Origin of the sequence: Protofrankia sp. Cr2 (assembly GCF_963555885.1) — a bacterium.
Classification (GTDB): domain Bacteria; phylum Actinomycetota; class Actinomycetes; order Frankiales; family Frankiaceae; genus Protofrankia.
The window spans coordinates 1-24414 of the sequence record NZ_CAUVXG010000066.1 but is presented as its reverse complement, the minus strand read 5'-3'; the positions used below and the strand labels follow the sequence as shown (position 1 = coordinate 24414).

General features: G+C 68.2%; 19 protein-coding genes and 2 pseudogenes. 20 read left to right on the top strand and 1 reads right to left on the bottom strand.

Features of this window, described 5'->3' with window-relative positions; genetic code table 11:
* From infB to U9978_RS21030, 15 genes and pseudogenes are all read left to right on the top strand, one after another.
* Positions 1 to 2885 (top strand): annotated as a pseudogene (gene infB / locus U9978_RS24185) (translation initiation factor IF-2); the annotation flags it as partial.
* 11 nt (positions 2886 to 2896) lie between these two features.
* Entirely contained in the window at positions 2897 to 3238 is a 342-nt protein-coding gene (locus tag U9978_RS21095) for a DUF503 domain-containing protein (RefSeq protein WP_322762877.1), read from the top strand.
* Positions 3239 to 3253: 15 nt separating this feature from the next.
* Positions 3254 to 3721 (top strand): 30S ribosome-binding factor RbfA, encoded by a 468-nt coding sequence (gene rbfA / locus U9978_RS21090; protein ID WP_322762876.1) that lies wholly within the window; start codon positions 3254 to 3256, stop codon positions 3719 to 3721.
* Positions 3718 to 4809 carry a bifunctional oligoribonuclease/PAP phosphatase NrnA gene (locus tag U9978_RS21085; protein ID WP_322762875.1) on the top strand — a complete coding sequence of 364 codons (1092 nt, stop codon included), beginning with the start codon at positions 3718 to 3720 and terminating at the stop codon, positions 4807 to 4809. Before rbfA ends, U9978_RS21085 begins: the two co-directional genes overlap by 4 nt.
* The gene (truB, locus tag U9978_RS21080) at positions 4809 to 5693 is read left to right on the top strand and encodes a tRNA pseudouridine(55) synthase TruB (RefSeq protein WP_322762874.1); all 885 of its coding nucleotides are present in this window, start codon (positions 4809 to 4811) and stop codon (positions 5691 to 5693) included. Before U9978_RS21085 ends, truB begins: the two co-directional genes overlap by 1 nt.
* A 29-nt stretch (positions 5694 to 5722) precedes the next feature.
* Positions 5723 to 6679 carry a bifunctional riboflavin kinase/FAD synthetase gene (locus U9978_RS21075; protein ID WP_322762880.1) on the top strand — a complete coding sequence of 319 codons (957 nt, stop codon included), beginning with the start codon at positions 5723 to 5725 and terminating at the stop codon, positions 6677 to 6679.
* Positions 6680 to 6771: 92 nt separating this feature from the next.
* On the top strand, positions 6772 to 7041 hold the full coding sequence (gene rpsO, locus U9978_RS21070) for a 30S ribosomal protein S15 (RefSeq protein WP_322762873.1): 270 nt from the start codon (positions 6772 to 6774) through the stop codon (positions 7039 to 7041).
* A 149-nt stretch (positions 7042 to 7190) separates the two neighbouring features.
* A complete protein-coding gene (locus U9978_RS21065) occupies positions 7191 to 9383 on the top strand; it encodes a polyribonucleotide nucleotidyltransferase (RefSeq protein ID WP_416211075.1) in 2193 nt (730 codons plus the stop codon).
* 28 nt (positions 9384 to 9411) lie between these two features.
* Complete coding sequence (locus U9978_RS21060; protein WP_322762871.1) at positions 9412 to 10716, top strand: pitrilysin family protein; 1305 nt, start codon at positions 9412 to 9414, stop codon at positions 10714 to 10716.
* Positions 10713 to 11462 carry a 4-hydroxy-tetrahydrodipicolinate reductase gene (gene dapB / locus U9978_RS21055; protein ID WP_322762870.1) on the top strand — a complete coding sequence of 250 codons (750 nt, stop codon included), beginning with the start codon at positions 10713 to 10715 and terminating at the stop codon, positions 11460 to 11462. The genes U9978_RS21060 and dapB overlap by 4 nt, the downstream gene beginning before the upstream one ends.
* Positions 11459 to 11914, top strand: coding sequence for a hypothetical protein (locus U9978_RS21050; protein ID WP_322762869.1), 456 nt, complete (start codon positions 11459 to 11461; stop codon positions 11912 to 11914). The genes dapB and U9978_RS21050 overlap by 4 nt, the downstream gene beginning before the upstream one ends.
* Positions 11915 to 11932: 18 nt before the next feature.
* On the top strand, positions 11933 to 13630 hold the full coding sequence (locus U9978_RS21045; protein WP_322762868.1) for an Hsp70 family protein: 1698 nt from the start codon (positions 11933 to 11935) through the stop codon (positions 13628 to 13630).
* A gap of 33 nt (positions 13631 to 13663) precedes the next feature.
* Positions 13664 to 14404, top strand: a complete 741-nt coding sequence (thyX, locus tag U9978_RS21040) for an FAD-dependent thymidylate synthase (RefSeq protein WP_322762867.1) — start codon at positions 13664 to 13666, stop codon at positions 14402 to 14404.
* A 3-nt stretch (positions 14405 to 14407) separates the two neighbouring features.
* On the top strand, positions 14408 to 16750 hold the full coding sequence (locus U9978_RS21035) for a phosphoketolase family protein (protein WP_322762866.1): 2343 nt from the start codon (positions 14408 to 14410) through the stop codon (positions 16748 to 16750).
* Positions 16751 to 16772: 22 nt separating this feature from the next.
* Positions 16773 to 17876, top strand: a complete 1104-nt coding sequence (locus tag U9978_RS21030) for an acetate/propionate family kinase (protein WP_322762865.1) — start codon at positions 16773 to 16775, stop codon at positions 17874 to 17876.
* On the opposite strand, the gene U9978_RS21025 is transcribed toward U9978_RS21030, so the two are convergent.
* Positions 17773 to 19170: an HNH endonuclease gene (locus U9978_RS21025; RefSeq protein WP_322762864.1), complete on the bottom strand. Its 1398-nt coding sequence runs from the start codon at positions 19168 to 19170 to the stop codon at positions 17773 to 17775. The two genes, U9978_RS21030 and U9978_RS21025, sit on opposite strands and share 104 nt — an antisense overlap.
* A gap of 50 nt (positions 19171 to 19220) precedes the next feature.
* On the opposite strand from U9978_RS21025, the gene U9978_RS21020 reads away from it, so the two are divergent.
* The 5 genes and pseudogenes from U9978_RS21020 to U9978_RS21000 all read left to right on the top strand — a co-directional run.
* Positions 19221 to 20816 (top strand): hypothetical protein, encoded by a 1596-nt coding sequence (locus U9978_RS21020; RefSeq protein ID WP_322762879.1) that lies wholly within the window; start codon positions 19221 to 19223, stop codon positions 20814 to 20816.
* Between the two features lie 50 nt (positions 20817 to 20866).
* Positions 20867 to 21064 carry a hypothetical protein gene (locus U9978_RS21015; RefSeq protein ID WP_322762863.1) on the top strand — a complete coding sequence of 66 codons (198 nt, stop codon included), beginning with the start codon at positions 20867 to 20869 and terminating at the stop codon, positions 21062 to 21064.
* A gap of 58 nt (positions 21065 to 21122) precedes the next feature.
* Positions 21123 to 22049 (top strand): 4-hydroxy-tetrahydrodipicolinate synthase, encoded by a 927-nt coding sequence (dapA, locus tag U9978_RS21010; RefSeq protein WP_322762862.1) that lies wholly within the window; start codon positions 21123 to 21125, stop codon positions 22047 to 22049.
* On the top strand, positions 22046 to 23731 hold the full coding sequence (locus tag U9978_RS21005) for a ribonuclease J (RefSeq protein WP_322762861.1): 1686 nt from the start codon (positions 22046 to 22048) through the stop codon (positions 23729 to 23731). Before dapA ends, U9978_RS21005 begins: the two co-directional genes overlap by 4 nt.
* Positions 23732 to 23963: 232 nt before the next feature.
* Positions 23964 to 24414: pseudogene (locus U9978_RS21000) on the top strand (cell division protein FtsK); the annotation flags it as partial.

The following is a 24414-nucleotide window of genomic DNA, read 5'->3' as shown; positions in this document are numbered from 1 at the left end:
GACCCGGCCAGGCCCCGCCGCACCGCAGATGCCGGACACCCCAGCCCCGAACAGGCCGGCGGCGAACGTTCCCGCGGTTGCATCAGCCCCGGAGGTCACTCCGAGCGTCGCTCCAGCACCCTCCGCGACCCCGCAGCAGTCGCGTCCCCGCCCGGCCGCGCCCAGCGTCCAGGCGCGCCCCGGGCCCGCGGCCAGCCTGCCCGCGCCTAGCGTGCCGGCGGCAGAGGCGTCGACGCCGAGCCCGTCGGTGGAGATCCCGCCGGTGAAGGGCCCGTCGGGTCGTCCGGCCCCCGGGCCACGCCCCGGGCCACGTCCGGCCGGTCCTGGTAACAACCCGTACACGACGCCCAGCTCGCAGCCACGGCAGGCGCCGTCCGGCCCCGCGGCCCCCGGCGGCCCGCCCGCCGGTCCGCCGGCCCCGCCAGGCCGGTGCACGTCCAGGTGGTCCTCGTCCCGCCGGCGCGGGCGGCTCTCGTCCCGCCGGTGCGGGCGGTCCACGCCCGGGTGGTAGCGGTGGTGGCCGGCCGTCCCCGGGTCAGATGCCGCCCCGACCGGGTGGTAGCGGTGGTGGCCGGCCGTCCCCGGGTCAGATGCCGCCCCGCCCAGGCGGCACCGGTGGGCCTCGACCCAATCCGAGCATGTTCCCCGCACGTCCCGCCGGTCCAGGCGGTCCCGGTGGTCCCCGCCCCGGTGGCGGCGGTGCCGGTGCCGGGCGACCGGCTCCCGGTGGCGGTGCCGGCCGGCCGGGCGGCGGCGGTAGTGGTGGTGGCGGTGGCGGTGGCGGTGGCCGTCCCGGTGGCGGTGGGTTCGCCGGTCGTGGTGCACCCGGTCGTCCGGGCGGCGGTGCCGGCGCGGGTACAGGCGCGCCAGGCCGTCCCGGTGGCGGCGGTGCTCCAGGTGGTGGCGGTCCCGGTGGTCGCCCGACATCCGGCGGCAGGGGCCGCGGCGGCACGACCGCCGGCGCCTTCGGTCCCGGCGGTCGAGGTCGGCCGGGACGTCAGCGCAAGTCCAAGCGCGCGAAGCGGCAGGAGTGGGAGAGCGGGCTGGAAGCCCCCCGGATGGGGGCGATGGTTCCGCGCGGGAACGGGCAGGCCATTCGACTGCCTCGGGGCGCATCCCTCGCCGATTTCGCCGACAAGATCGACGCCAACCAGGGTGCGCTCGTCCAGGTCGTGTTCACCCAACTCGGCGAGATGGTGACCGCGACACAGTCGTGCACCGACGAGACTCTGCAGTTGCTCGGGGTCACGCTCGGGTATGACGTGCAGATCGTCAGTCCCGAGGACGAGGACAAGGAGCTGTTGGAAAGCTTCGACCTCTCCTTCGGCGGTGCATACAGCGACCAGGTCGAACTGTCCGCGCGTCCGCCTGTTGTCACGGTCATGGGTCATGTCGATCATGGCAAGACGAAGTTGCTCGACGCGATCCGATCGACGGATGTGGTCGCCGGTGAAGCCGGCGGCATCACCCAGCACATCGGGGCCTACCAGGTCCGGGCGACGGTCGACGGGGATGAGCGAAAGATCACCTTTATCGACACTCCGGGTCACGAGGCGTTCACCGCCATGCGTGCCCGCGGTGCGCAGGTGACCGACATCGTCGTGCTGGTCGTCGCCGCGGATGACGGCGTCAAGCCGCAGACGATCGAGGCGCTCAATCATGCCCAGGCGGCCAACGTCCCGATCGTCGTCGCCGTCAACAAGATTGACAAGGAAGGCGCCGACCCCCTGAAGGTGCGCGGTCAGCTCACCGAATACGGCCTGGTCGCCGAGGAATACGGTGGCGACGCCATGTTCGTCGACGTGTCCGCCCGTAACCGCACCAACATCGACGGTCTGCTTGAGGCGGTTATCCTCACTGCTGACGCCGCGCTGGATCTGCGCGCCCCGACCGGTACGCAGGCGCAGGGTGTCGCGATCGAAGGCCGACTGGACCGCGGCCGCGGCCCGGTTGCCACCGTGCTCGTCCAGCGGGGAACCCTGCGGGTCGGCGACTCGGTGGTCGCAGGCGACGCCTTCGGGCGCGTCCGGGCGATGCTCGACGAACACGGTGACCCGGTGCACGAGGCCGGCCCGGCCCGGCCGGTGCAGGTCCTCGGGTTCACCAGCGTCCCCGACGCCGGTGACAACTTCCTGGTCGTTCCCGAAGACCGGGTCGCCCGCCAGATCGCCGAGCGTCGCCAGGCGCGTGAGCGCAACGCCGAACTTGCGATGAGCCGCGGTCGCCCGACTCTGGAGACGATCCTGGAGCGGATGAAGGAGGGCGAGAAGACCCAGCTCAACCTCATTCTCAAGGGCGACGTGTCCGGTTCGGTCGAGACGGTGGAGGACTCGCTGCTCAAGATCGACGTTGGTGACGAGGTCTCGTTGCGAATCATCGGTCGTGGTGTCGGTGCGATCACCGAGAATGACGTCAACCTGGCGAGCGCGTCCGATGCGGTGATTCTCGGGTTCAACGTTCGTGCGGAGGGCAAGGCGCGCGAGCTGGCCGAACGCGAGCGCGTCGACGTCCGCTACTACTCGGTCATCTACCAGGCGATCGAGGACATCGAGAATGCCCTCAAGGGCATGCTTAAGCCGATCTACGAGGAAGTTCAGCTCGGCACGGCCGAGGTCCGCGAGGTGTTCCGGGTTCCCCGGATCGGCAACGTCGCCGGTTCCCTGGTGCGTTCCGGGCTCATCCGCCGCAACACCAAGGCCCGGCTTATCCGGGACGGCGTGGTCGTGGCGGACAACCTCACGGTCGAGTCGCTCAAGCGGTTCAAGGACGATGCGACCGAGGTCCGCGAGGGTTATGAGTGCGGTATCGGGCTCGGCTCGTTCAACGACATCAAGGTTGATGACGTGATCGAGACCTTCGAACAGCGGGAGGTTCCTCGCTCCTGAGGACGCGGACCATGTGGACTGGGACGGGAGTTTTCGACCTTCTCCTTGGCGACGTTCGGTCGCTCAAGGAGAAGCGGTCGGTGGTCCGGCCGGTGGTGGCGGAGCTCCGCCGCAGGTATGCGGTAAGCGCGGCGGAGACCGGCCATCTCGATCTGCACCGGCGGACACAGATAGGGGTCGCCGTGGTCGCCGCGGACCGAGCCCATTGTGTCGAGGTCGTCCAGGCGTGTGAAAGTCTTCTTTCGCAACGCCCGGAGCTGGAACTGCTCTCGGCGCGAATGCGCTACCTCTCCGCTGAGGACCTGGAGTCCGACGAGGGCATGGACGGACCGCGATCGGTGGCGCGGTCGTAATGACAGGAGGAAGCGATGGCTGACCCTGCTCGGGCCCGCCGGCTCGCGGTGCGTATCCGCGAGGTGGTCGCCGCTGCGCTGGAACGGCAGGTGAAGGACCCGCGCCTGGGGATGGTCACCGTGACCGACACCCGGGTCACCCCGGACCTCACCGAGGCCACCGTCTTCTACACGGTCTACGGGGATGACATCGACCGGCTGGACTCGGCGCGCGCGCTGGAGTCGGCCAAGGGCCTGCTGCGTAGCCAGGTCGGCCGGCAGACCGGTGTCAAGGTCACTCCTAGCCTGACCTTTGTCCACGACCGCCTGCCTGACGACGCCCGCCATCTTGAGGACCTACTCCTGACCGCGCGGGAGCGGGACGCGGGCCTCGCGGGCGTCCGCAACGGTGCCCAGCCGGCAGGGGAACCCGATCCGTACCGCAAGCCGCGTGTCGAGTCCGACGAGTCCGACGAGGAAATGATGGGGGACACGCTGCGATGACCGACGTGACAAGTCTCGCCGACCTGTCCCTCCTCCCGGTTCCCCAGGCGGGCGAGGGGACGGGTCGGGCGGGGTCCACGTCCGGCGAAGCGGTCGGCGAGCAGCGGGACCGCACGGTCGAGGCGATCCGCTCGGCAGCCCAGGGCGGGGAGAACATCCTGCTGGTCGCGCACGTCGACCCGGACGGCGACAGTCTGGGTTCGGCGATCGCGCTGGGGCTTGCGCTGCGTGCCCTCGGGGCCAGAGCGTCGGTGTCATTCGACAGCGACCCGTTCGTGGTACCGCGCTCCCTGACGTTTCTGCCCGGCCAGGATCTCCTTGTCTCACCGTCCCTGGTCGCGGCGACACCTGACCTCGTGGTGACGCTGGATGCGGGCAGCCTGTCCAGACTCGGGGCGCTGGGCCGGGTCGCCACCCGGGCACGGCGAATGGTTGTGATCGACCATCACGCCTCGAACACGCGGTTCGGGGATATCAACCTGATCGACCCCGACGCCGCCTCCACCAGTGTGATGGTCACCGGCGTCATCGACGCGCTCGGGATTGAACTCGATCACGATATGGCTGTCGCGATCTACACGGGCCTGGTCACCGATACCGGTTCGTTCCGGTACGGCGTGACCACGCCGGATGTCCACCGGTTGGCCGCGCGGTTGTTGGGCACCGGGATCCGCCATGATCTGATCACCCGTACGGTGTGGGATACCCACCGTTTCGGCTACCTGCAGCTACTGGGTGAGCTGCTCGGCAGGGCCCGCCTGGAACCCGAGCACGACCTGGTGTGGACGTGGTGTGCCTATGCGGACCTCACCGGCGCGGGTCTCACCCTCGATGAAATCGAGGGTGTGATCGATATCGTGCGGACCACGGCCGAAGCCGAGGTGGCGATCGTCTGCAAGCAGGACGCCACGAACATCTGGAAGGTTTCGGTGCGTTCCAAGGGCGGTATCGACGTCGGTGCGGTCTGCACCGGGCTCGGAGGCGGTGGCCACCGCTTCGCCGCCGGCCTGAGTTCCACCGAATCCCTGGAGCAGACCATGGTGACCCTGCGCGTCGCACTGGTCCAGGCCCCGAGACTGCCGGGCTGATGGCAGGTTCGACCGCCGCGCTCGGCGTGGACGGGCTGGTCGTCGTGGACAAGCCGCCGGGGCTCACCTCGCATGACGTGGTGGCCCGCGCCCGGCGGGTCCTGCACACGCGGCGGGTCGGGCACGCCGGCACGCTCGACCCGATGGCGACCGGTGTGCTGGTACTCGGGGTGGGCCGGGCGACCCGCCTGCTCGGTCATCTCGCGTTGACCGACAAGGTCTACACCGCGACGATCCGCCTCGGTGAGGCGACCACCACCGACGATGCACAGGGTGAGGTCGTCGCCGTGCATGAGGTCGAGGTCGACGCGGAGCGGCTCGCCGTCGCCATGGCGGCTCTCACCGGCCCGATCGACCAGGTGCCGTCCGCGGTCAGCGCGGTCAAGGTGAACGGCGTCCGGGCCTATGCCCGGGTACGCGCGGGTGAGCAGGTCGTTCTTGCGGCGCGGCGGGTCACGGTGAGCAGGTTCGAGTTGCGTGCCCGCACCGGCGCTGACCTTGATGTGGCCGTCGCCTGTTCCAGCGGGACCTACGTGCGTGCGTTGGCCCGGGACCTCGGCCGGGCACTGGGCTGTGGCGCGCACCTGTGCGCCCTGCGCCGGGTGTCGGTGGGACCGTTTGATCTCACCGGAGCGGTCACCCTGGACGCGCTGGCGCAGGCCGGCGGCGGCGCACTGCGTCCGCTGCCCGACGCCGTCGCCACGCTGTTTCCCTGTCGGGAGGTGGATGCCGATGACGCTCGTGCGATATCACACGGCCGGCGTCTTCCCCCGTTCGGGATACCCGGCACGTATGGCGTCTTCGGCCCGGCCGGCGAGCTTCTCGCTCTCGCCGAGGACGCGCAGGGCGTCTGTCGGTCGCTGGTGGTCTTCGCCGGAGCGTGAGCGGCAAACGGCACCGATAGGCTTTGGATGTGCAGCGGTGGCGCGGGGTGCGGGAGACGCCGGATGACTGGCCCGGCGGTGTTGTGACGATCGGGTTCTTCGACGGCGTCCACCGCGGTCACCAGCAGATCATCCGCCGTGCGGTGGAACGCGCCCACCGGGCGGGACAGCTCACGGTCGTGCTCACGTTCGACCCACATCCGGCCGAGGTCATCCGACCGGGTAGCCATCCGGCGCTGCTGACGACGCCGGCTTTCAAGGCGGAGCTGCTGGAACGGCTCGGTGTCGACGCGCTGTGCGTCCAGCCCTTCACTCCCGAGTTCAGCCGGATACCACCGGACGGCTTCGTCCACGACATGCTTCTGCATCGGCTGCGGCCGAGCGCCGTGGTCGTCGGGGAGAACTTCACCTATGGTCACCGGGCGGCCGGAAATCTGGAGACCCTGCGTCGCAGCGCTGTGACCGACGGCTTTGCCGTGGAGGGCGTCCGGCTTCTGTCTGCGGACGACCACGTGTTGTCCTCGACCCATATTCGAGCGTGTATCGCCGACGGCGATGTGGTTACCGCCGCGCGTGCGCTCGGCCGTGACCACCGGGTGGAGGGAATCGTGGTACACGGCGACGCGCGTGGCCGTGCTATCGGATATCCGACCGCCAACCTCGCGACCACCGCGTACGCCGCAGTGCCCGCCGACGGTGTCTACGCCGGCCATGCCGTGTGGTCGGGTGAGCGGTATCCGGCGGCGATCTCCATCGGTACCAACCCGACCTTTGACGGGACACAGCGGCGGGTCGAGGCATACCTCCTCGACTTCGACGCCGATCTCTACGGCGCTCACCTCGCCTTCGAGTTCACCGAGCGGCTGCGGCCCACCCTGCGGTTCGACTCCGTGGCTGACCTGGTTGCCCAGATGGCGTCAGACGTCCTGACCACCCGTAAGATCATCACTCCGGCGCCGGACGGGCGGTACCCGCGGGGTTGGTAAGCTTCGACACCAGACGAGTGTGGTGTGTCCGTCAGCCCGGGTGAGGCAGACCCTGGGCGCACATCCCACCCGCAGACAGGAAGAGGTTTCGCGTGCCGCTCGCGAGCGACGTCAAGCAGAAGATCTTGTCCGATTACGCCACGGTCGAGCGTGATACCGGTTCGCCCGAGGTGCAGGTGGCGATGCTCACCCGGCGGATCAGTGACCTGACCGAACACCTGAAGCTGCACAAGCACGACCACCACAGCCGGCGTGGGCTACTGCTGCTGGTCGGCCGTAGGCGACGGCTGCTGAATTATCTCGCCAAGACCGATATCGGCCGCTACCGATCGCTGATCGAACGACTCGGGTTGCGACGGTAGGAACTGTTTGACCGGGTCCGCGACGGCGCGAGCCGCCGGTCCTCGGTGGTGGTGTCCGGGTGCGCCGCATGGCGAATCCCGGGGGCTTCGACTGAGCGCCGGCCTCCTCGGCAAGACGGACCCGGCCGATGTGAGGAGGAATGGTTCGAGTGGAGGACCAGACAACCGCGACTGAGGCGGTTATCGACAACGGAGCGGCCGGAATCCGGACGATCCGGTTTGAGACGGGTCGGTTGGCTCGGCAGGCTGCCGGCGCCGCAGTCGCCTATCTCGGCGACACCATGGTGCTGTCCGCGACGACCGTCAGCAAGCAGCCCAAGGAGCAGCTCGATTTCTTCCCGCTGACGGTGGATGTCGAGGAGCGGATGTACGCGGCCGGGCGTATCCCCGGCTCGTTCTTCCGGCGGGAGGGGCGGCCCAGCGAGGACGCCATCCTCACCTGTCGTCTGATCGACCGGCCGCTGCGGCCGTCGTTCGTCAAGGGGTTGCGAAACGAGATCCAGGTCGTGGCAACGATTCTCGCCCTGGATCCGGACACTCTGTACGACGTCGTCGCGATCAATGCGGCCAGCGCGTCGACCACGCTCGCCGGGCTGCCGTTCTCCGGTCCCGTCGGTGCTACCCGGGTCGGTTTTGTGGACGGGAACTGGATCGCCTTCCCGACCCACTCCGAGCTGGAGCGCGCGACCTTCGACATGGTGGTGGCCGGCCGTGTGCTCGACGACGGCTCCGATGTCGCAATCATGATGGTTGAGGCGGAGGCGACGCGGGATACGGTGCCGCTGCTTGCCGCGGGTTCGCCGGCGCCGACCGAAGATGTGGTGGCCGCGGGGCTGGAGGCGGCGAAACCCGCCATCCGCGAGTTGTGCCGTGCCCAGCGCGAACTGGCCGAGCGGGCGGCCAAGCCGACCCGTCAGTTCCCGTTGTTCGTCGACTACCACGACGACGTCCTTGAGGCGCTGTCGATTGCGGTCGGTGACGAACTTGCTGCGGCCCTGCGTATCGCCGGCAAGCAGGAGCGGGAAACCGAGCTGGACCGGGTCCGCTCGTTGGCCGCGGAGAAGGTCGTGGGCCAGTTCGAGGGCCGCGAAAAGGAGATCGGCGCGGCTTATCGGGCGTTGACGAAGAAGCTGGTACGCCAGCGCATCATCGCCGATGGCGTCCGTATCGACGGGCGTGGCGTCACCGAGATCCGTGAGCTGTCGGCGGAGGTCGACTTCATTCCCCGCGTACACGGATCAGCTCTGTTCGAGCGTGGCGAGACCCAGATCCTCGGCGTGACCACCCTGGCCATGCTGCGGATGGAGCAGACGGTCGACACGCTCAATCCCGACCGCACCAAGCGTTACATGCACAACTACAACTTTCCGCCCTACTCCACCGGTGAGACCGGGCGGGTCGGTTCACCGAAGCGCCGTGAGATCGGCCACGGCGCACTGGCAGAGCGTGCCCTGCTGCCGGTGCTGCCCAGCCGGGACGAGTTCCCGTACGCCATCCGGCAGGTCTCCGAGGCGCTGGGCTCCAACGGGTCGACGAGTATGGGCTCCGTCTGCGCAAGCACGTTGTCGTTACTGAATGCCGGTGTCCCACTCAAGGCCCCGGTCGCCGGGATCGCGATGGGTCTGATTCACGAGGGCGACGACTTCGTCACGCTCACCGACATCCTCGGCGCCGAGGACGCCTACGGCGACATGGACTTCAAGGTCGCGGGCACGCGGGAGTTCGTCACCGCCCTCCAGCTCGACACGAAGCTGGACGGCATCCCCGCGTCGGTCCTCGCTGACGCGCTGGGCCAGGCCAAGGCCGCGCGGCTGGCGATTCTCGACGTCATGGCCGAAGCGATCGACGGCCCGGATGAGATGTCGACGCACGCCCCCCGGGTGATCTCTGTCAAGATCCCGGTAGACAAGATCGGTGAGATCATCGGCCCGAAGGGCAAGATGATCAATCAGATCCAGGCTGACAGCGGCGCTGAGATCACGGTCGAGGACGATGGCACCATCTACATCGGTGCGCAGGACGGCACCTCCGCGGAGAGCGCCCGTTCGGCGATCAACGCTATCGCCAACCCGCAGATGCCGGAGGTCGGGGAGCGCTATCTCGGCACCATCGTGAAGATCACGACCTTTGGTGCGTTCGTCTCGCTCACGCCGGGCAAGGACGGACTGCTCCACGTCAGCAAGCTCAAGCAGCTTTCCGGTGGGAAGCGGGTGGAGAAGGTGGAAGAGGTGGTTCAGGTCGGCCAGAAGCTCCAGGTCGAGATCACTGAAATCGACAGCCGCGGGAAGATCAGCCTTTCTCCTGTGGCCGAGGACGCCGACAGCGTCCCGGTCGAGTCCTGACCGGCATCCCGTGACCAGGACAGGTCTGGTGCCGGATGGCACGCTTCGCGAGGAGCTGCTGTCCGGCACCGTCCGGCGAGCCGTGTTGCCGGGCGGGCTGCGGGTGCTGACCGAGAAGGTGCCCGCGGTTCGGTCGGTGGCCATCGGGATCTGGGTCGGCGTGGGTTCCCGGGACGAGGACCCGTTGACGGCCGGCTGTTCCCACTACCTTGAACACCTGCTGTTCAAGGGCACGCCGTCCCGGGACGCACTCACGATCAGTTCTGCGATCGAGGCCGTCGGCGGGGAGATCAACGCCTTCACGACCAAGGAGTACACGTGCTACTACGCACGGGTACTCGACGGCGATCTCGCCGATGCGGTCGACGTGGTCTGCGACATGGTCTGCAATTCATTGATCACCGCTGCCGACGTTGCGGCGGAGCGGGGCGTGATCCTCGAGGAGATCGCCATGCACGACGACGACCCGAGTGACGTCGTGCACGATGTCTTCACCGCGGCCGTGCTCGGTGACACCGAGCTCGGGCGTCCCGTGCTGGGCACGATCGACTCCATCGAGGGCCTGGGCCGCGACACCATCGCGGACTACTACCGGTCCCGGTACACCCCGTCGGACACGGTGATCGCGATCGCCGGGAACATCGATCACGAGCGGACGCTCGCCCTTGTCGCGGCGGCGTTCGGCGACCGTCTGGGTGGACCGGAGGTTCCCGCCCCGGTGCGGGGGGGCTCCTACGCCTACCCCGACGCCCGGGGCGTCGTGGTCAGTCAGCGTCCCACCGAGCAGGCACATGTCGTGCTCGGAACCGTGGGGATGTCACGCCGGGACCCCCGTCGGTTCGCCATGGGAATCATGTCCTCGGCGCTCGGCGGGGGAATGAGCTCGCGGCTCTTCCAGGAGGTCCGGGAGAAGCGGGGCCTTGCCTACTCCGTCTACTCGTTCGCCTCCCATTTCGCCGACGCCGGCCTGTTCGGCGTCTATGCGGGGTGCGCGCCCCGGCGCGCGGACGAGGTTCTCGCGCTCTGCCGCGAGCAGCTGGAGTTGATCGTGGCATCGGGGATCACCGACGACGAGCTCTCCCGGGCCAAGGGTCAGAGCCGAGGTTCGCTGGTGCTGGGCATGGAGGACACCGGTTCGCGAATGAGCAGGATCGGTAAGAGCGAGCTCATGCACGGGGAGCTTCTGTCCGTGGACGAGGTGCTCGCCCGGGTGGACGAGGTGACCCTGGATGACGTCCGGAGTGTCGCCACCGACCTGCTTGCCCGGCCGCTCGCTCTCGGCGTGATCGGTCCCTTTGACGATCACGACTTCGCGTCCGTGGTCGCGGGGTGACCGACACGATCCGGGTCGGTGTGCTCGGCGGCCGGGGGCGGATGGGGTCGACGGTCCGCGCGGCCGTCGACGCAGCCGAGGATCTCACCCTGGTGGCGGCGGTAGATCTCGGGGACGACTTCGCCAGCCTGCGCGAGGCCGACGTCGTCGTCGACTTCACCCGTCCCGACGCCGTCATGGAGAACCTGCGATGGTGCCTGGACGCGGGCCTTCACGTGGTCGTGGGCACGTCGGGCTTTGACGGCGACCGGCTGGAGACGGTGCGCGGCTGGCTGGCCGAAACGCCGGATCTCGGCGTGCTGGTGGCCCCCAATTTCGGTGTCGGTGCCGTGCTGATGATGCATTTCGCGGTCCAGGCGGCGCGCTTTTTCGAGTCGGTAGAGATCATCGAGATGCATCATCCCGGCAAGGTGGACGCCCCCAGCGGGACAGCGCTGCACACCGCGGAACTGGTCGCACAGGCACGGGTCCGGGCCGGTGGCACCCCGGCCGGACCGGATGCCACCGAGTCCGCGTATGCCGGCGCTCGCGGCGCGCGGATCAGCGGGGTTCCCGTGCACAGTATTCGGCTTTCCGGCTTGGTCGCCCACCAGGAAGTGCTTCTTGGTGGTGCGGCCGAGACCCTGACCCTGCGTCACGACTCCTTCGATCGGACTTCGTTCATGCCAGGTGTACTGCTCGGCGTCCGCCGGACTCCGGGGCGTCCCGGCCTGACCGTGGGCCTGGAGGCCCTGCTCGAACTGTGAAGGTCCGTGTCGTCGTCGGCGTCGTTGTCGCCGCGGTCGTCTTCTATCTCGGACTGATCGGCTGGCGAGGTGTCCAGCTGCTCACCCAGTCCAGCTGGACGGCCCGCGGGCTCGGCGTCGGCGTGCTGGCGCTGCCTGTGGTCGGGGTGGTCGTCATCCTGCGGGAGCTGGCGTTCGGGCGGGCGGCCGAACGGCTGGGACGCCACCTGCCCGAGGATGATCAGTCGAGCGACGCGCTGTCCCCGTTGCCACGACGTCCGTCCGGCCGGATCGACCGGACTGCGGCTGACGAGGCATTCGACCGTCGGCGCGCGGACGTCGAGGCGCACCCACGGGATTGGCGGACCTGGTACCGGCTCGCGGTCGCCTACGGCGATGCCGGCGACACCCGTCGGGGCCGCGTTGCGATGCGCCACGCAATCGCTCTGGAACGTATCCAATCTGCCGTGTGATCTCGATACGTTTCGGGGATGAGCGCGGGCGTCATCTACGGAATTGATCTTGGGACCACCTACAGCTGCGTTGCCCGGGTGAACAGATCGGGCGATCCCGAGGCGATTGCGCTGTCCGGCGGTGTGGCCACGATGCCGAGCGTCGTGCTCTTCGTCGGTCCGGATGACTATGTCACCGGTGAACCCGCCCGTCAGCTCGCTCGCGCCCGCGCGGATGATGTCTGCGCGCTGGTCAAACGCCGGATGGGCGATGGTGACTGGCGCTTCGTGACCTCTGGACGGGCGTGGTCCGCGCCGGCGGTGAGCAGCCTTATTCTGCGGGCGCTCGTCAGCGACGCGGCCTTCGCCGGTGGGGAGCCCGTCCGTGACGCGGTCCTCACCGTGCCGGCGTACTTCGGCGACGAGGAACGCCGGGCCACCGTCCTCGCCGGGCAGTACGCGGGCCTGTCGGTCGTCGACGTCATCAACGAACCGACCGCGGCAGCGCTCTCTTACGGTTTCGCCCGTTTCGACTCCGACGCGACCTTCGCCGGTCGCACGGCCCAGGAGGAAGTGGCGCTCGTCTACGACCTCGGCGGCGCCACGTTCGACGTGACCGTGGTCGAGCTCGCCGACCGCCGGATCTCGGTGGTCGCCATCGACGGCGACCACCGACTCGGCGGGGCCGACTGGGACGAAGCGCTCGCCCGGTACCTGTCCCGGCAGTTCCTGGACGCGCATCCGGGCGCCGCTGACCCGCTGGCCGACGCCACCGCCGCCCAGGCGCTGATGCTGGCCGCTGAACGGACCAAACGCGAGCTCACCGACCGGATGGAGACGACGGTCGCCGTCGAGCACGATGGACGCGTACTGAAAGCGGTGGTGACACGGGACGATCTTGAACGGTTGACGGCCGGGCTGCTGGGGCGGACCGTGACCCTCACCCGATCGGTGCTCGCCGCGGCCAGGGCGCGGGGCGTCTCCCGGCTGGACCGTGTGCTGCTGGTCGGAGGTTCCGCCCGGATGCCGGCGGTGGCCCGCCGACTCGGCGCGGAGCTCGGCGTGCCGGTCGAGCTGCGTGACCCGGACCTCGCGGTGGCCAAGGGGGCGGCTGTCTACGGCGAGAAGAAGGCCATCGAGCGCCTGGTCCTCGCGGACCTGGTGTCACGGGGACAGCTCGCCGACGGCGCGGCGTCGGATGCCGCCGCGCCCGCGGACCTGGCTGCCGCCTGCAGGCGTCTTGCGGCGGCCTTCGGGATCACCGCCGAACGGGTCCGGCGCACCGTCGAGGTCCAGGTGGTCAACGTCGTCTCCCGCGGCTTCGGAGTGCTGGCGCTCGACCGTTTCGGTGAACGCTGCGCGGTGTTCCTCGTCCACCGCAATGACCGGCTACCTGTGGTGGTCCGGCGCAGCTTCGGTACCGTCCGCGACGATCAGGACGCCGTCACGCTGCAGGTGGTCGAACAGGGCAGCGGCGTCGAGTCGACCCGGATCGAGGATGTCACGGTCGTTTCTCGGGCGGAGATCACCGGGATCCCCCCGGGCTTTCCTGCCGGTACCCCCATCGAGATCATTTTTCGGATGGGATTCGACGGTGTTCTCGAGGTGACCGCGTTGCACGAAGGTCTGGCCGACCGTCGCCTGACCGTGCGGGTGGAGACCACCGCGGCCCTGAGCCAGGCCGATGTCGCCCGGGAACGCGATGCGGTGGCACGGTTGCGCCGCCGGGAGAGCTGACCGGGCAGCAGCGACGGTCGGTACCGTGTGGGCATGCGCGTGCAGGTCATCGCCCAGACGCAGTTCACCCCGCCGGCCGACGTCGACTGGACCACCGACGTCGACGGCGGCCAGGCGTTGGCGGAGTTCGCCGGCCGGGCCTGCTACCAGAGTTGGTCGAAGCCGAACCCGGCCACGGCGACGAACGCCGGCTACCTGCGGCACATCCTCGATGTCGGGCACCTGTCGGTGCTGGAGCACGCCACCGTGACGATGTACATCACCGGGGTCTCCCGCAGCCTGACCCACGAGCTCGTCCGGCACCGCCACTTCTCCTACAGCCAGCTGTCGCAGCGTTATGTGCCCGCGCACGGCGCCGCGGTGGTCGAGCCCGATGTCATCGCCGGGGATCCACTGCTCCACGCGCTGTTCACCGAGGCCACCGCCACGGCGCTGGACGCCTACGGAAAGCTCCTGGAGGGGCTGGAGCAGCACTTCGCCGACGTGGCGGTGTCGACGTCCCGGCGTAAGCAGGCCCGCCAGGCCGCCCGTGCCGTCCTGCCCAACGCCACCGAGACCCGGATCGTGGTGACCGGGAACTACCGCGCGTGGCGGCACTTTATCGCGATGCGGGCGAGCGAGGCTGCCGACATCGAGATTCGGGCGCTGGCCATCGCCGCGTTGCGTGAGCTTCAGCGGTTGGCACCCAATGTTTTCAGCGACTTCCAGGTGACCAACCTCGACGATGGAAGCGAGATCGCCGTCAGTCCGCTGGCCGAAGGAGACGACGCGTAACACATGTCCCCCGATGAGCTGCGGCGTGTACACGCCTACTGGCGGGCGGCGAACTATCTGTCGGTCGGCCAGATCTACCTGCTGGACAACCCGCTGCTGCGCGAGCCGCTGCGGTCCGAGCACGTCAAGCGCCGGCTGCTCGGCCACTGGGGCACGACCCCGGGACTCAACTTGATCTACGCGCACATGAATCGTGTGATCAAGGCGAACGATCTCAATGCGATCTACGTGATCGGGCCGGGCCACGGCGGTCCGGCCATCGTGGCGAACGCGTACCTGGAGGGCACCTACTCCGAGGTCTACCCCTCGATCGGCCGGGATGCAGACGGGATGCGCAGGCTGTTCCGCCAGTTCTCCTTTCCCGGTGGTATCCCGAGTCATGTCGCGCCCGAGACTCCCGGTTCGATCCACGAAGGCGGTGAGCTCGGTTACGTCCTCACCCACGCTTTCGGTGCGGCGTTCGACAATCCGGACCTGCTGGTATGTGCGGTCGTCGGGGACGGCGAAGCCGAGACCGGGCCACTGGCGGCGAGCTGGCACTCGAACAAGTTCCTGAACCCGGCCCGGGACGGCGCGGTGCTTCCGATCCTGCATCTCAACGGCTACAAGATTGCCCAGCCGGCCGTGCTCGCGCGCATTCCCGAGGCCGAGCTCGACCAGCTCATGCGCGGGTATGGGTATCATCCATACCATATCAACGGCGGGGACCCCGCCGAGGTCCACCAGCGGTTCGCTGCCGTTCTCGACACGGTGATCGCGGAGATCGCGGAGATCGCGGAGCGGGCCCGGGTGCACGGCGATTCCACCCGTCCATTGTGGCCGATGATCGTTCTGCGGACGCCGAAGGGCTGGACCGGCCCCGGTGTCGTGGACGGTGTCCCGGTCGAGGGCACCTGGCGGGCACACCAGGTGCCGGTCGCCCACGTTCACGACAACCCCGAGCACCTCGCGGTGCTTGCGCAGTGGCTGCGAAGCTACCGGCCCGAGGAGCTGTTCGACGCCGAGGGCCGGCTTGTCGCCGAGCTTGCCGACCTCGCCCCGGTGGGCGACCGGCGGATGAGCGCCAACCCGCACACCAACGGTGGCGAGCTGCTGCGTGACCTCGCGCTGCCGGACTTCCGCACATACGCCGTGGATGTGACGGTGCCCGCAAAGACATCCAGTGAAGCCACCCGGGTCCTCGGTGGATTCCTGCGGGACGTGATGGCGGCGAACTCGACGACGTTTCGGGTGATGGGTCCGGATGAGACGGCGTCCAACCGTCTCGGAGCGTTGTTCCAGGTCACATCCCGCGCCTGGAATGCCGAGATCGTCGACGGTGACGACGATCTCGCACCGGACGGCCGGGTCATGGAGGTCCTGTCCGAGCACCTGTGCCAGGGCTGGCTGGAGGGATATCTCCTCACCGGACGGCACGGCTTCTTCTCGTGTTACGAGGCGTTCATCCACATCGTCGACTCGATGGTGAACCAGCACGCGAAGTGGCTGAAGACGACCCGTGACATCCCGTGGCGGCGCCCCATCGCGTCCCTGAACTACCTCCTCACCAGCCATGTCTGGCGGCAGGATCACAACGGCTTCTCCCATCAGGACCCGGGCTTCATCGATCATGTGGTCAACAAGAAGGCGGAGATAATCCGCGTGTATCTCCCGCCGGATGCGAACACGCTGTTGTGCGTCGCGGATCACTGCCTACGAAGCCGGCACTACATCAACGTCATCGTCGCTGGCAAGCAGCCGGCATTGAACTACCTGTCGATGGATGCAGCGGTCGCCCACTGTACCCGCGGCATCGGTATCTGGGACTGGGCCAGCAACGACGACACCGATATGCCGGACGTCGTCCTGGCCTGCGCCGGTGACATTCCGACCCTGGAGACGTTGGCGGCGGTCGACATCCTCCGGCAGGATTTTCCCGAGCTGAAGGTCCGGGTCGTCAACGTCGTCGACCTGATGCGTCTGCAGGATGAGTACGAGCATCCGCACGGCATGTCCCACACCCGGTTCGATGCGCTCTTCACCGCCGACCGCCCGGTCATCTTCGCATACCACGGTTACCCATGGCTGATCCATCGCCTGACGTACAGACGGACGAATCACCGGAACCTGCACGTCCGCGGGTATATCGAGGAAGGTACGACCACCACGCCGTTCGACATGGCGATGATGAACAATCTCGACCGGTTCCACCTGGTCATGGACGTCATCGATCGGGTTCCGGCCCTGGGCGCCCGCGCCGCGCACGTCCGGCAGAAGATGGTGGACGCGCGTATCGCGGCCCGGGCGTACACCCGCGACATCGGCGAGGACATGCCCGAGATCTCCGACTGGACCTGGCCCTACTGACCCGTTGAGACTGGCCGGTGCCGTGAACGTTCTGGTGGTCAACGCGGGGTCGTCCAGCCTGAAACTTCGCCTCCTCGGGCCGGATGACGGCGTGCTGGCCTCGGTCGATCTCGGCGCCCGGGCGGGCCGCCCGGACCCGGGCGAGGTCCGTACGGCTGTCGGTGACCTGACCCGGCTGGGCACACTCGGCGCGGTCGGGCACCGGATCGTGCACGGCGGAACAACGTTCGTCGATCCGGTCGTCGTCACCGACGGGGTGACCAAGGAGCTGACCGCGTTGACCGCGCTGGCGCCGCTGCACCAGCCGGCGGCGCTGGCGGCGCTTGCCCAGGTGCGAGCCGCGGTGCCCGATGTCGTGCAGGTTGCCTGCTTCGACACCGCGTTCCACGCCCGGATGCCACCCGCCGCGGCCACCTACGCGGTGCCAGCGCACTGGCGCGATCATCTCGGCGTCCGCCGCTACGGCTTCCACGGCCTGTCCCACGCGTACGCGTCCCGCCGGGCGACGGCGCTGACCGGCGGACGCCGGGTGGTCACCGCTCATCTCGGGTCGGGGGCATCGCTGGCCGCCGTCTGCGACGGTGTCGGTGTCGACACGACCATGGGGTTCACCCCGTTGGACGGTCTGGTGATGTCCACCCGTTCCGGCACCGTCGACCCGGGACTGTTGCTGTGGTTGCAGACGTCGGTCGGCATGTCCGCGGATGATCTCACCGACGCCCTGTTCCATCGGTCGGGCCTGTTCGCGCTCGCAGGCACCGCCGACATGCGTGCCGTCGTCGACCGTGCCGCCGCAGGCGAGCCCGACGGCTCGCTGGCCCTGGCGATCTACCTGCACCGGCTGCGCGCGCAGATCGCGGCGATGGCCGCGGCCCTGGGCGGACTCGACACGCTGGTCTTCACCGGCGGCGTGGGGGAGCGCTCCCCGGTGGTGCGTGCCGGCGCGGTGGCCGGGCTCGGCTTTCTCGGCGTGGCTGTCGACCCCGCGCGCAACGAGGCCCATACCGGCCCCGACTCCGACGTCACCGCCGTCGGTTCGCCGGCCCGGACGTTGATCGTCGAGGCCCGCGAAGATCTGGAGATCGCTCGCGGCGTCCGTGCATGCCTTGCCACTGGTCAACGTTGAGGACGGCGGTGATGGAGTCCTGAAGGTGAAGCGGTTCGCCGGCCCACTGTGGGGTGATCGAGGTGGGGTGGATGTGCGCGGTGGCGCTCTTGAGCCGGATGAGAGGTTCACAGCCGGCGGTGGTGGGGTATTGGGACGGAATGACGGTTTCATCGGGTTTACGTACGGTGATGGTTTGGTCGGGGTTGATGCTGATGGTGAGCCCTGCTTCGTGTAGGGCATGGTGGTGGTAGCTGCATATCAGGACGAGGTTGTCAAGGTCAGTTCGGCCGCCGTCGGCCCAGTGGATGGCGTGGTGGGCGTGGAGCCATCTGGTGTGGTCGCAGCCGGGGAATTGGCAGGTGCTACGGTCACGAGCTTCCAGCAGGCGACGCAGCGCTTTCGGGACGGTGCGGTGGCGGCGTCCGGCGTTCGGGGTGGCCACAGTGGCGTCGCAGGCGAGGCGCCGGATGGTTTCCGGGTGCAGCGCGATGCCGGGTTCGACATCGCCGCGCGCATCCTCGGGCGGGGTTTCGCCGGTCAGCAGGGCCTGGTCGACGTGGATGTTGACGGTGAAGCGGGCGGGGTCGGCCAACTGGGGTGCCTCGTTGCTGAGGAAGCCGGCGGCGACGGCCGTGAGCGCGTCGGCGTTCCCAGCCCGGTCGCGGGGAGTAGGCGTCTCTGTGGTTTCTCCTTCGGTGAGGCTGACGTGGGCGGCGTCGATCGCTTTGATCAGGAGCGCGCCGTCCTCCGGTTCGAGGCGAGCGTGGACGACGAGGCTGCCGTCGTCGTCCCATCGCCAGGAGCAGGCGCGTCGGGCGCGTCGGGCGGCGACTTGCTCCAGCCCGTCGGCGCTGCGTAGGCGGGCGTAGGCGGCGACGAGTCGCTCAAGCTGGCCAGCGGTGGCGTGTGTGGCCTGGCGGACCCATTCGGCCTCGGTGTCGATGTCGGCGACGCGGCTGATGGCACGGACCTTGGCGTAGGACAGCTGGCCGGCAGCGAACGACTCCCGCAATGCGGGGAGCTGTTCGAGGGCATGCCCGACGCGGAGGTGTTCGTAGCCGGTGCGCAGCCCGACCCCACATTTCCAGGACAGCCAATGTGCGCATGACCGGATGCCGACCCCGCTCCAGCCTTCGCGGCGGTCGAACGCAGCCAGGGTCAGCAGCCAGGCGCACATGGCCGCCGAGATCCGCCCGGCCCAGGTGCAGATCTCGGATTCGAGCTGGTGGAGGGGAGCAGACTCCACATCGATATCGAACATAAGTTCGATTATGAGCCGGTGTCGGTTGTTCCGCAAGGGGTTGCGTGACACGGGCCCGGACGTTGCGCTCCGCGGAACACAATTTCTGCTCCGGCGCTTTCATGCCTGTCTGTCCGGTACGGGTATTGTCGCTCGCTGTGGTCACATTGCCGCCGGTCGGTCCGGGCAACGCTGGTCCGGGCAACGCTGGGCGTTGGCGGCGTTGGACCCGCCGTGACGGTCGTGAGACCGCGAGGTTCCTCGATCTCACCGATATCGATGAGATCACCGCGACGCTTTTGGCTCCGCCGGTGGAGTACGCCGGGCTTCGGCGCCGGGTGGTGGACCAGTTCACTCTTCTGAGCGCGAACCGGTGTCAGCTCCAGCGATCGGTCAACTGGGGGCCACTGGACCCGTTGCTCACCGCTGTCGCCGGTCCGCGTGGCCTGCTGACCCGTACCGGTGGTCGGTTACCCGACGAGGTTTCGCTGTTACTGCCGATCTCGACGATGCCGAAGCGGGCGTTGGTCGCGTTCAATCTCGTCGGGCCGGGTGGGTCGGATGCCCATCTGATGCCTTATCCGACAAGTGTGACGACTCAGGGTAACCTCGTTTTGCGGTTGGCGGAGCACATCGGTCATCCGCCATCGGAGGCATCACGCTTCGTCGTTGACGCGATCTCCCGGTTCCGGCCTGGTCGGTTCAGCGGCAACCATCCGGGGCTCATACCACGACGCGGTGCGTCGCTCAGCGTTCGGGCGATATGTGAATATCTCAACAAGGAGGCGGAGCTGGCTGTATCGGAGGTGACGGTCCGGTCGTGGGCCGGCATCGTCGCCGGCACCGAGGCCATCCTGCGCCAGGCGTTGGCCGAACCGCCCGACCCACTGAGCAGCGCGGACAATCTGCTGTTGGCCGTGGGGGAATTGTGTCGCGATCTGCGCGTACCCGCCGACATCGACGAGGTCGGCATCGAGGCGTATCTGATCGACTTCGTGGCGTGGATCGACGTGCTCCGTAGGGCCGGCCCCGCAGCGGTTCCGGTGCTGTCCACGGTCGCCGAGTACGGCCGGCGTTGGGAGGCGCTCGCGGCGGTGACGCTTGATCCCTATCGGCCATCGTTGATCAAGATGCAGGAGGAGCGTCGGACGGTCCTGGACCGGTGGAGCCCGCTGCGTGGTGGTGATCAGTCGCTGTGGAGCTGGCTCGTCAATCCGATCGCACTGGTGGATCTTGATCCGGGCGGTCCGGGAAGCTACCACGTCAGCGTGGGGACCGACGATACGAGCATCGAGATCCGCCATCCGGCTGTGATCGACTTGCGTACGCGGCCAGTCGAACGTATGTTCGTGGAAGACCTTCAGCGAAACCGGGAGGTGTATGCGTACTACACGACTGACGCCCGCCGTCCGATGCGTGCAAAGCTGCTTGTGGGGCTCAGTGTTTCGCGCGACATCTGGCGGGTGAACCTGGCGATCCTGACTTTGATGATCTTCACGGTGGGGCTGTCGGTGTTACCTTTCCAGCTGAATGTCAACGCGGTGACCGTGGTCACGGTACCGTCGTCGTTCGCGGCCACCTTGCTGCTGACCCGGGAGCGCAGCAGTCTGGCGGCATGGGTCCTTGAGCCTTTCAAGCTGGCCCTGCTTGTCCTGCTGGTGGCCTTGGCGGTCACCGCTGGTGCACGGGCCGCGTTTGGCTGGCACACCTCCGCGTAGCGACTGAGAGAGTAAACTGATCGTCGACACCCGAGGACGGGATGGTTGGCATGCCGAAGAACTACGGCCAGGGCGTGGGCGTTGACTCCTGGCGTGCTGGTGGTCTGCTGGGCCTTGTCCGGCTCGGCCGGATCGAACTGTGGACGAGGTTGGATCGCAACATGCTGCGACAACCCGAGGCTGCTCCGGCCGCTGGAGCGTCGTCACCACCTCGCCGTCGTCATCGGGATGCCGACGACTCGGCGTAGTCGTATCGTCGAGGTTCCCCAGGCGGACGTTGCCTGACAAGGCACTAAGGTGACCGACATGCCAGTGTTGTCCCGAGCACCCTTCGGTCGCATGATCACCGCGATGGTCACCCCGTTTACCGCGGGTAGAAAACTTGATCTTGATGGTGCCGCTGGGCTCGCGGAGCACCTGGTGAACGCCGGGAACGAAGGCCTGGTCGTCAACGGAACCACCGGGGAATCGTCTACCACCTCGGATGCGGAAAAGGAAGAGCTGCTGCGGGTGGTGGTCGAGACAGTTGGTGCCCGTGCCGCGGTGATCGCCGGGGTGGGCACCAATGACACCCGCCACACGCTGGAGCTGGCCAGGGCTGCGGAGAACGCCGGCGCGTGCGGTCTGCTGGTGGTGAGCCCCTACTACACCAAGCCTCCGCAGGCGGGGCTCCTCGTGCACTTCGCCGCCGCCGCCGACGCCACCGGCCTCCCGGTGATGATTTACGACATACCTGGCCGCACCGGTGTGTCGGTGGCGACAGATACGCTGGTGCGGCTCGCCGAACATCCGCGGATCGTGGCGGTCAAGGACGCCAAGGACGACCTTGGAGCGTCATCGTGGGTCCTTGCCCGCACGGATCTTGCGTATTACTCCGGGACGGAGATGCTCACCCTCCCGCTGTTGTCGGTGGGTGCCGTCGGGGTGGTAAGTGTCGTGGGGCATGTCGCCGCCAGCCGGATCCGCTCGATGATCGACGCTTTCGACGCAGGTGACGCGGTCCGTGCCCGTTCTCTGCACATGAGTCTGCTTCCGGCGTACGAGGGCCTATTCAGGAACCAAGGTGTGATCATGACAAAGGCTGCTCTCAACATGGCGGGACTGCCCGCCGGCGGCGTCCGCCCGCCACTGGTCGACGCGACGGACGATGAACGCGAGCGACTGCGTGTCGACCTCGCCGCGGCCGGGGTCGACCTCTGCGTAGACGTGACCGCGACGGTGGGGTCCGCGTGAGTCATCCCCATCCCGGGTTGGGAACGCCACCGCCGCTGCCTCCGGACGGCCTGCGTATCGTCGCGCTCGGAGGTCTGGGCGAGATCGGCCGCAACATGACCGTGTTCGAGTTCGATGGCCGGCTGCTTGTCGTCGACTGTGGGGTCCTGTTTCCCGAGACGGACCAGCCTGGTGTCGACCTGATCCTTCCGGACTTCACCGCGATTCGGGACAGGCTCGACGCGATCGACGCGGTTGTGCTCACCCACGCGCACGAGGACCACATCGGTGCCGTGCCGTACCTGCTCCGTGAGCGTGCGGACATTCCGCTGGTCGGTTCCCGGCTGACTCTTGCGTTGATGGTGGCCAAGCTCGCCGAGCACCGCATCAGCCCGGTCACGATCGAGGTCCGGGAGGAACAGACCCAGAGCTTCGGCCCGTTCAACTGTGAGTTCTTCGCGGTCAACCATTCCATTCCGGACGCCTTGGCCGTCGCGATCCGCACTCCGGCGGGCCTTGTGCTGCACACCGGCGACTTCAAGATGGATCAACTACCCCTTGACGGCCGCCTGACCGACCTCGGTGGTTTCGCCCGGCTCGGCCGGGAAGGTGTCGATCTGCTCCTGTCCGACTCCACCAATGCCGAGGTGCCGGGCTTTGTCACGTCCGAGCGGGAGATCGCGCCAGTGCTCGACGGCGTATTCCGGGACGCCAAGAAGCGGATTATCGTCGCCTGCTTTGCCAGCCATGTGCACCGGGTTCAGCAGATTCTTGACGCGGCGGAATCTCACGGTCGCTCGGTGTGCTTCGTCGGGCGGTCGATGGTCCGTAACATGGGGGTGGCTCGTGATCTCGGGCTGCTCCGGGTGCCGACCGGTCTTGTGATCGATCTGCGGGACGTCGGTGCGTTGCCTGACCGCAACATCTGCCTGGTCTCGACCGGGTCGCAGGGCGAGCCGTTGTCCGCGCTGTCGCGGATGGCCAACCGCGACCACGCCATCCAGATCCAGGCCGGCGACACGGTGGTGCTGGCCTCCAGCCTGATACCCGGCAACGAGAACGCGGTTCACCGGGTGATCAACGGTTTGACCCGCTGGGGCGCGAAGGTCGTTCACAAGGGGGTGGCGAAGGTTCACACCTCGGGCCACGCCCCAGCAGGCGAGCTGCTCTACGTCCTCAACGCGACCCGGCCGTCCAACGTGATGCCGGTGCACGGCGAATGGCGACACCTGCGGGCACATGGTGCGCTCGCCGAGGCCAGCGGTGTACCCGCGGACAGGGTGGTGCTGGCCGACGACGGCATGGTCGTCGACCTCGTCGACGGGCAGGCGAACATCACCGGGGTGGTCCCGTGCGGCTATGTCTACGTCGACGGGCTCGCGGTCGGCGACGTCGGCGAACCAAGCCTGAAGGATCGCCGCATCCTGGGCGAGGAGGGCTTCATCACGATCATGGTTGTCGTTGACGCGGCGTCCGGCAAGGTCGTGGGTGGTCCGGAACTGTCGGCACGGGGCTTTTCCGACACCCGCGAGGCATTCGAGCAGGTTCGCGGATTGGTCACCGACACGTTGGCGGAAGCGATGCGTTCGGGGATGGTCGACGTCGGCGCGCTCCAACAGCTGGTACGCCGCACGGTCGGGCGTTGGGTCAGTGACACCTATCGCCGTCGTCCGATGATTATTCCGGTTGTCGTCGAGGTCTGATCCGGACCGGGGCGACGCGCCCGGAAGGTCGCGGTTGCCCGATGTCACGCCGGCGGACCTGTACCGTCGGCGCGTGGCCACGCGGGCAGGTGGCACGCGTACGCGTGCCGAGGGCGGGACGGCGAGATCCCGAGCCGCGCCCGCGCGGCGCCCGCCGGCGAAACCCCGGTCGAAGGGACAGTCGAAGGGGCAAAAGGGCGGTCCTGCCAAGGCGCCGCCACGCAAGCCCGGTGTGCCTTTCACGTTGCTGATCGCCCGGGGTGTTATCCGGTTGACGGTGCGTTTCTGGCTCGCTGCGGCCACGCTGTTGGGCAGTCTGCTACGCCGGATCGGCCGCGGCGCCCGTGACCTTCGTATCGACGGGACCCACCAGCGGGACGGCGTGGCGCTCGCCACGCTTGGTGCCACCGTCCTGACGGCGGCGGCAGTCTGGTTTCACGCCGCCGGGCCGGTCGGACAGGTCGTTTCCGTGGTGCTGCACTTCCTGGTCGGCGTGGGCGCGGTGGTGCTGCCGCTGTTCGGCTTGGGCGCGACGTGGAGACTCGTCCGTACTCCCAGCGATCCGGACAGCCGCGGTCGGGTGGTGATCGGCTGGACCGCGTTCGGGCTGGGCGTGCTGGGGATCGTGCACGTGGCGCACGGAGTTCCCGACTTCGCCGCCGGCCAGCACGCGATGGGGAGGG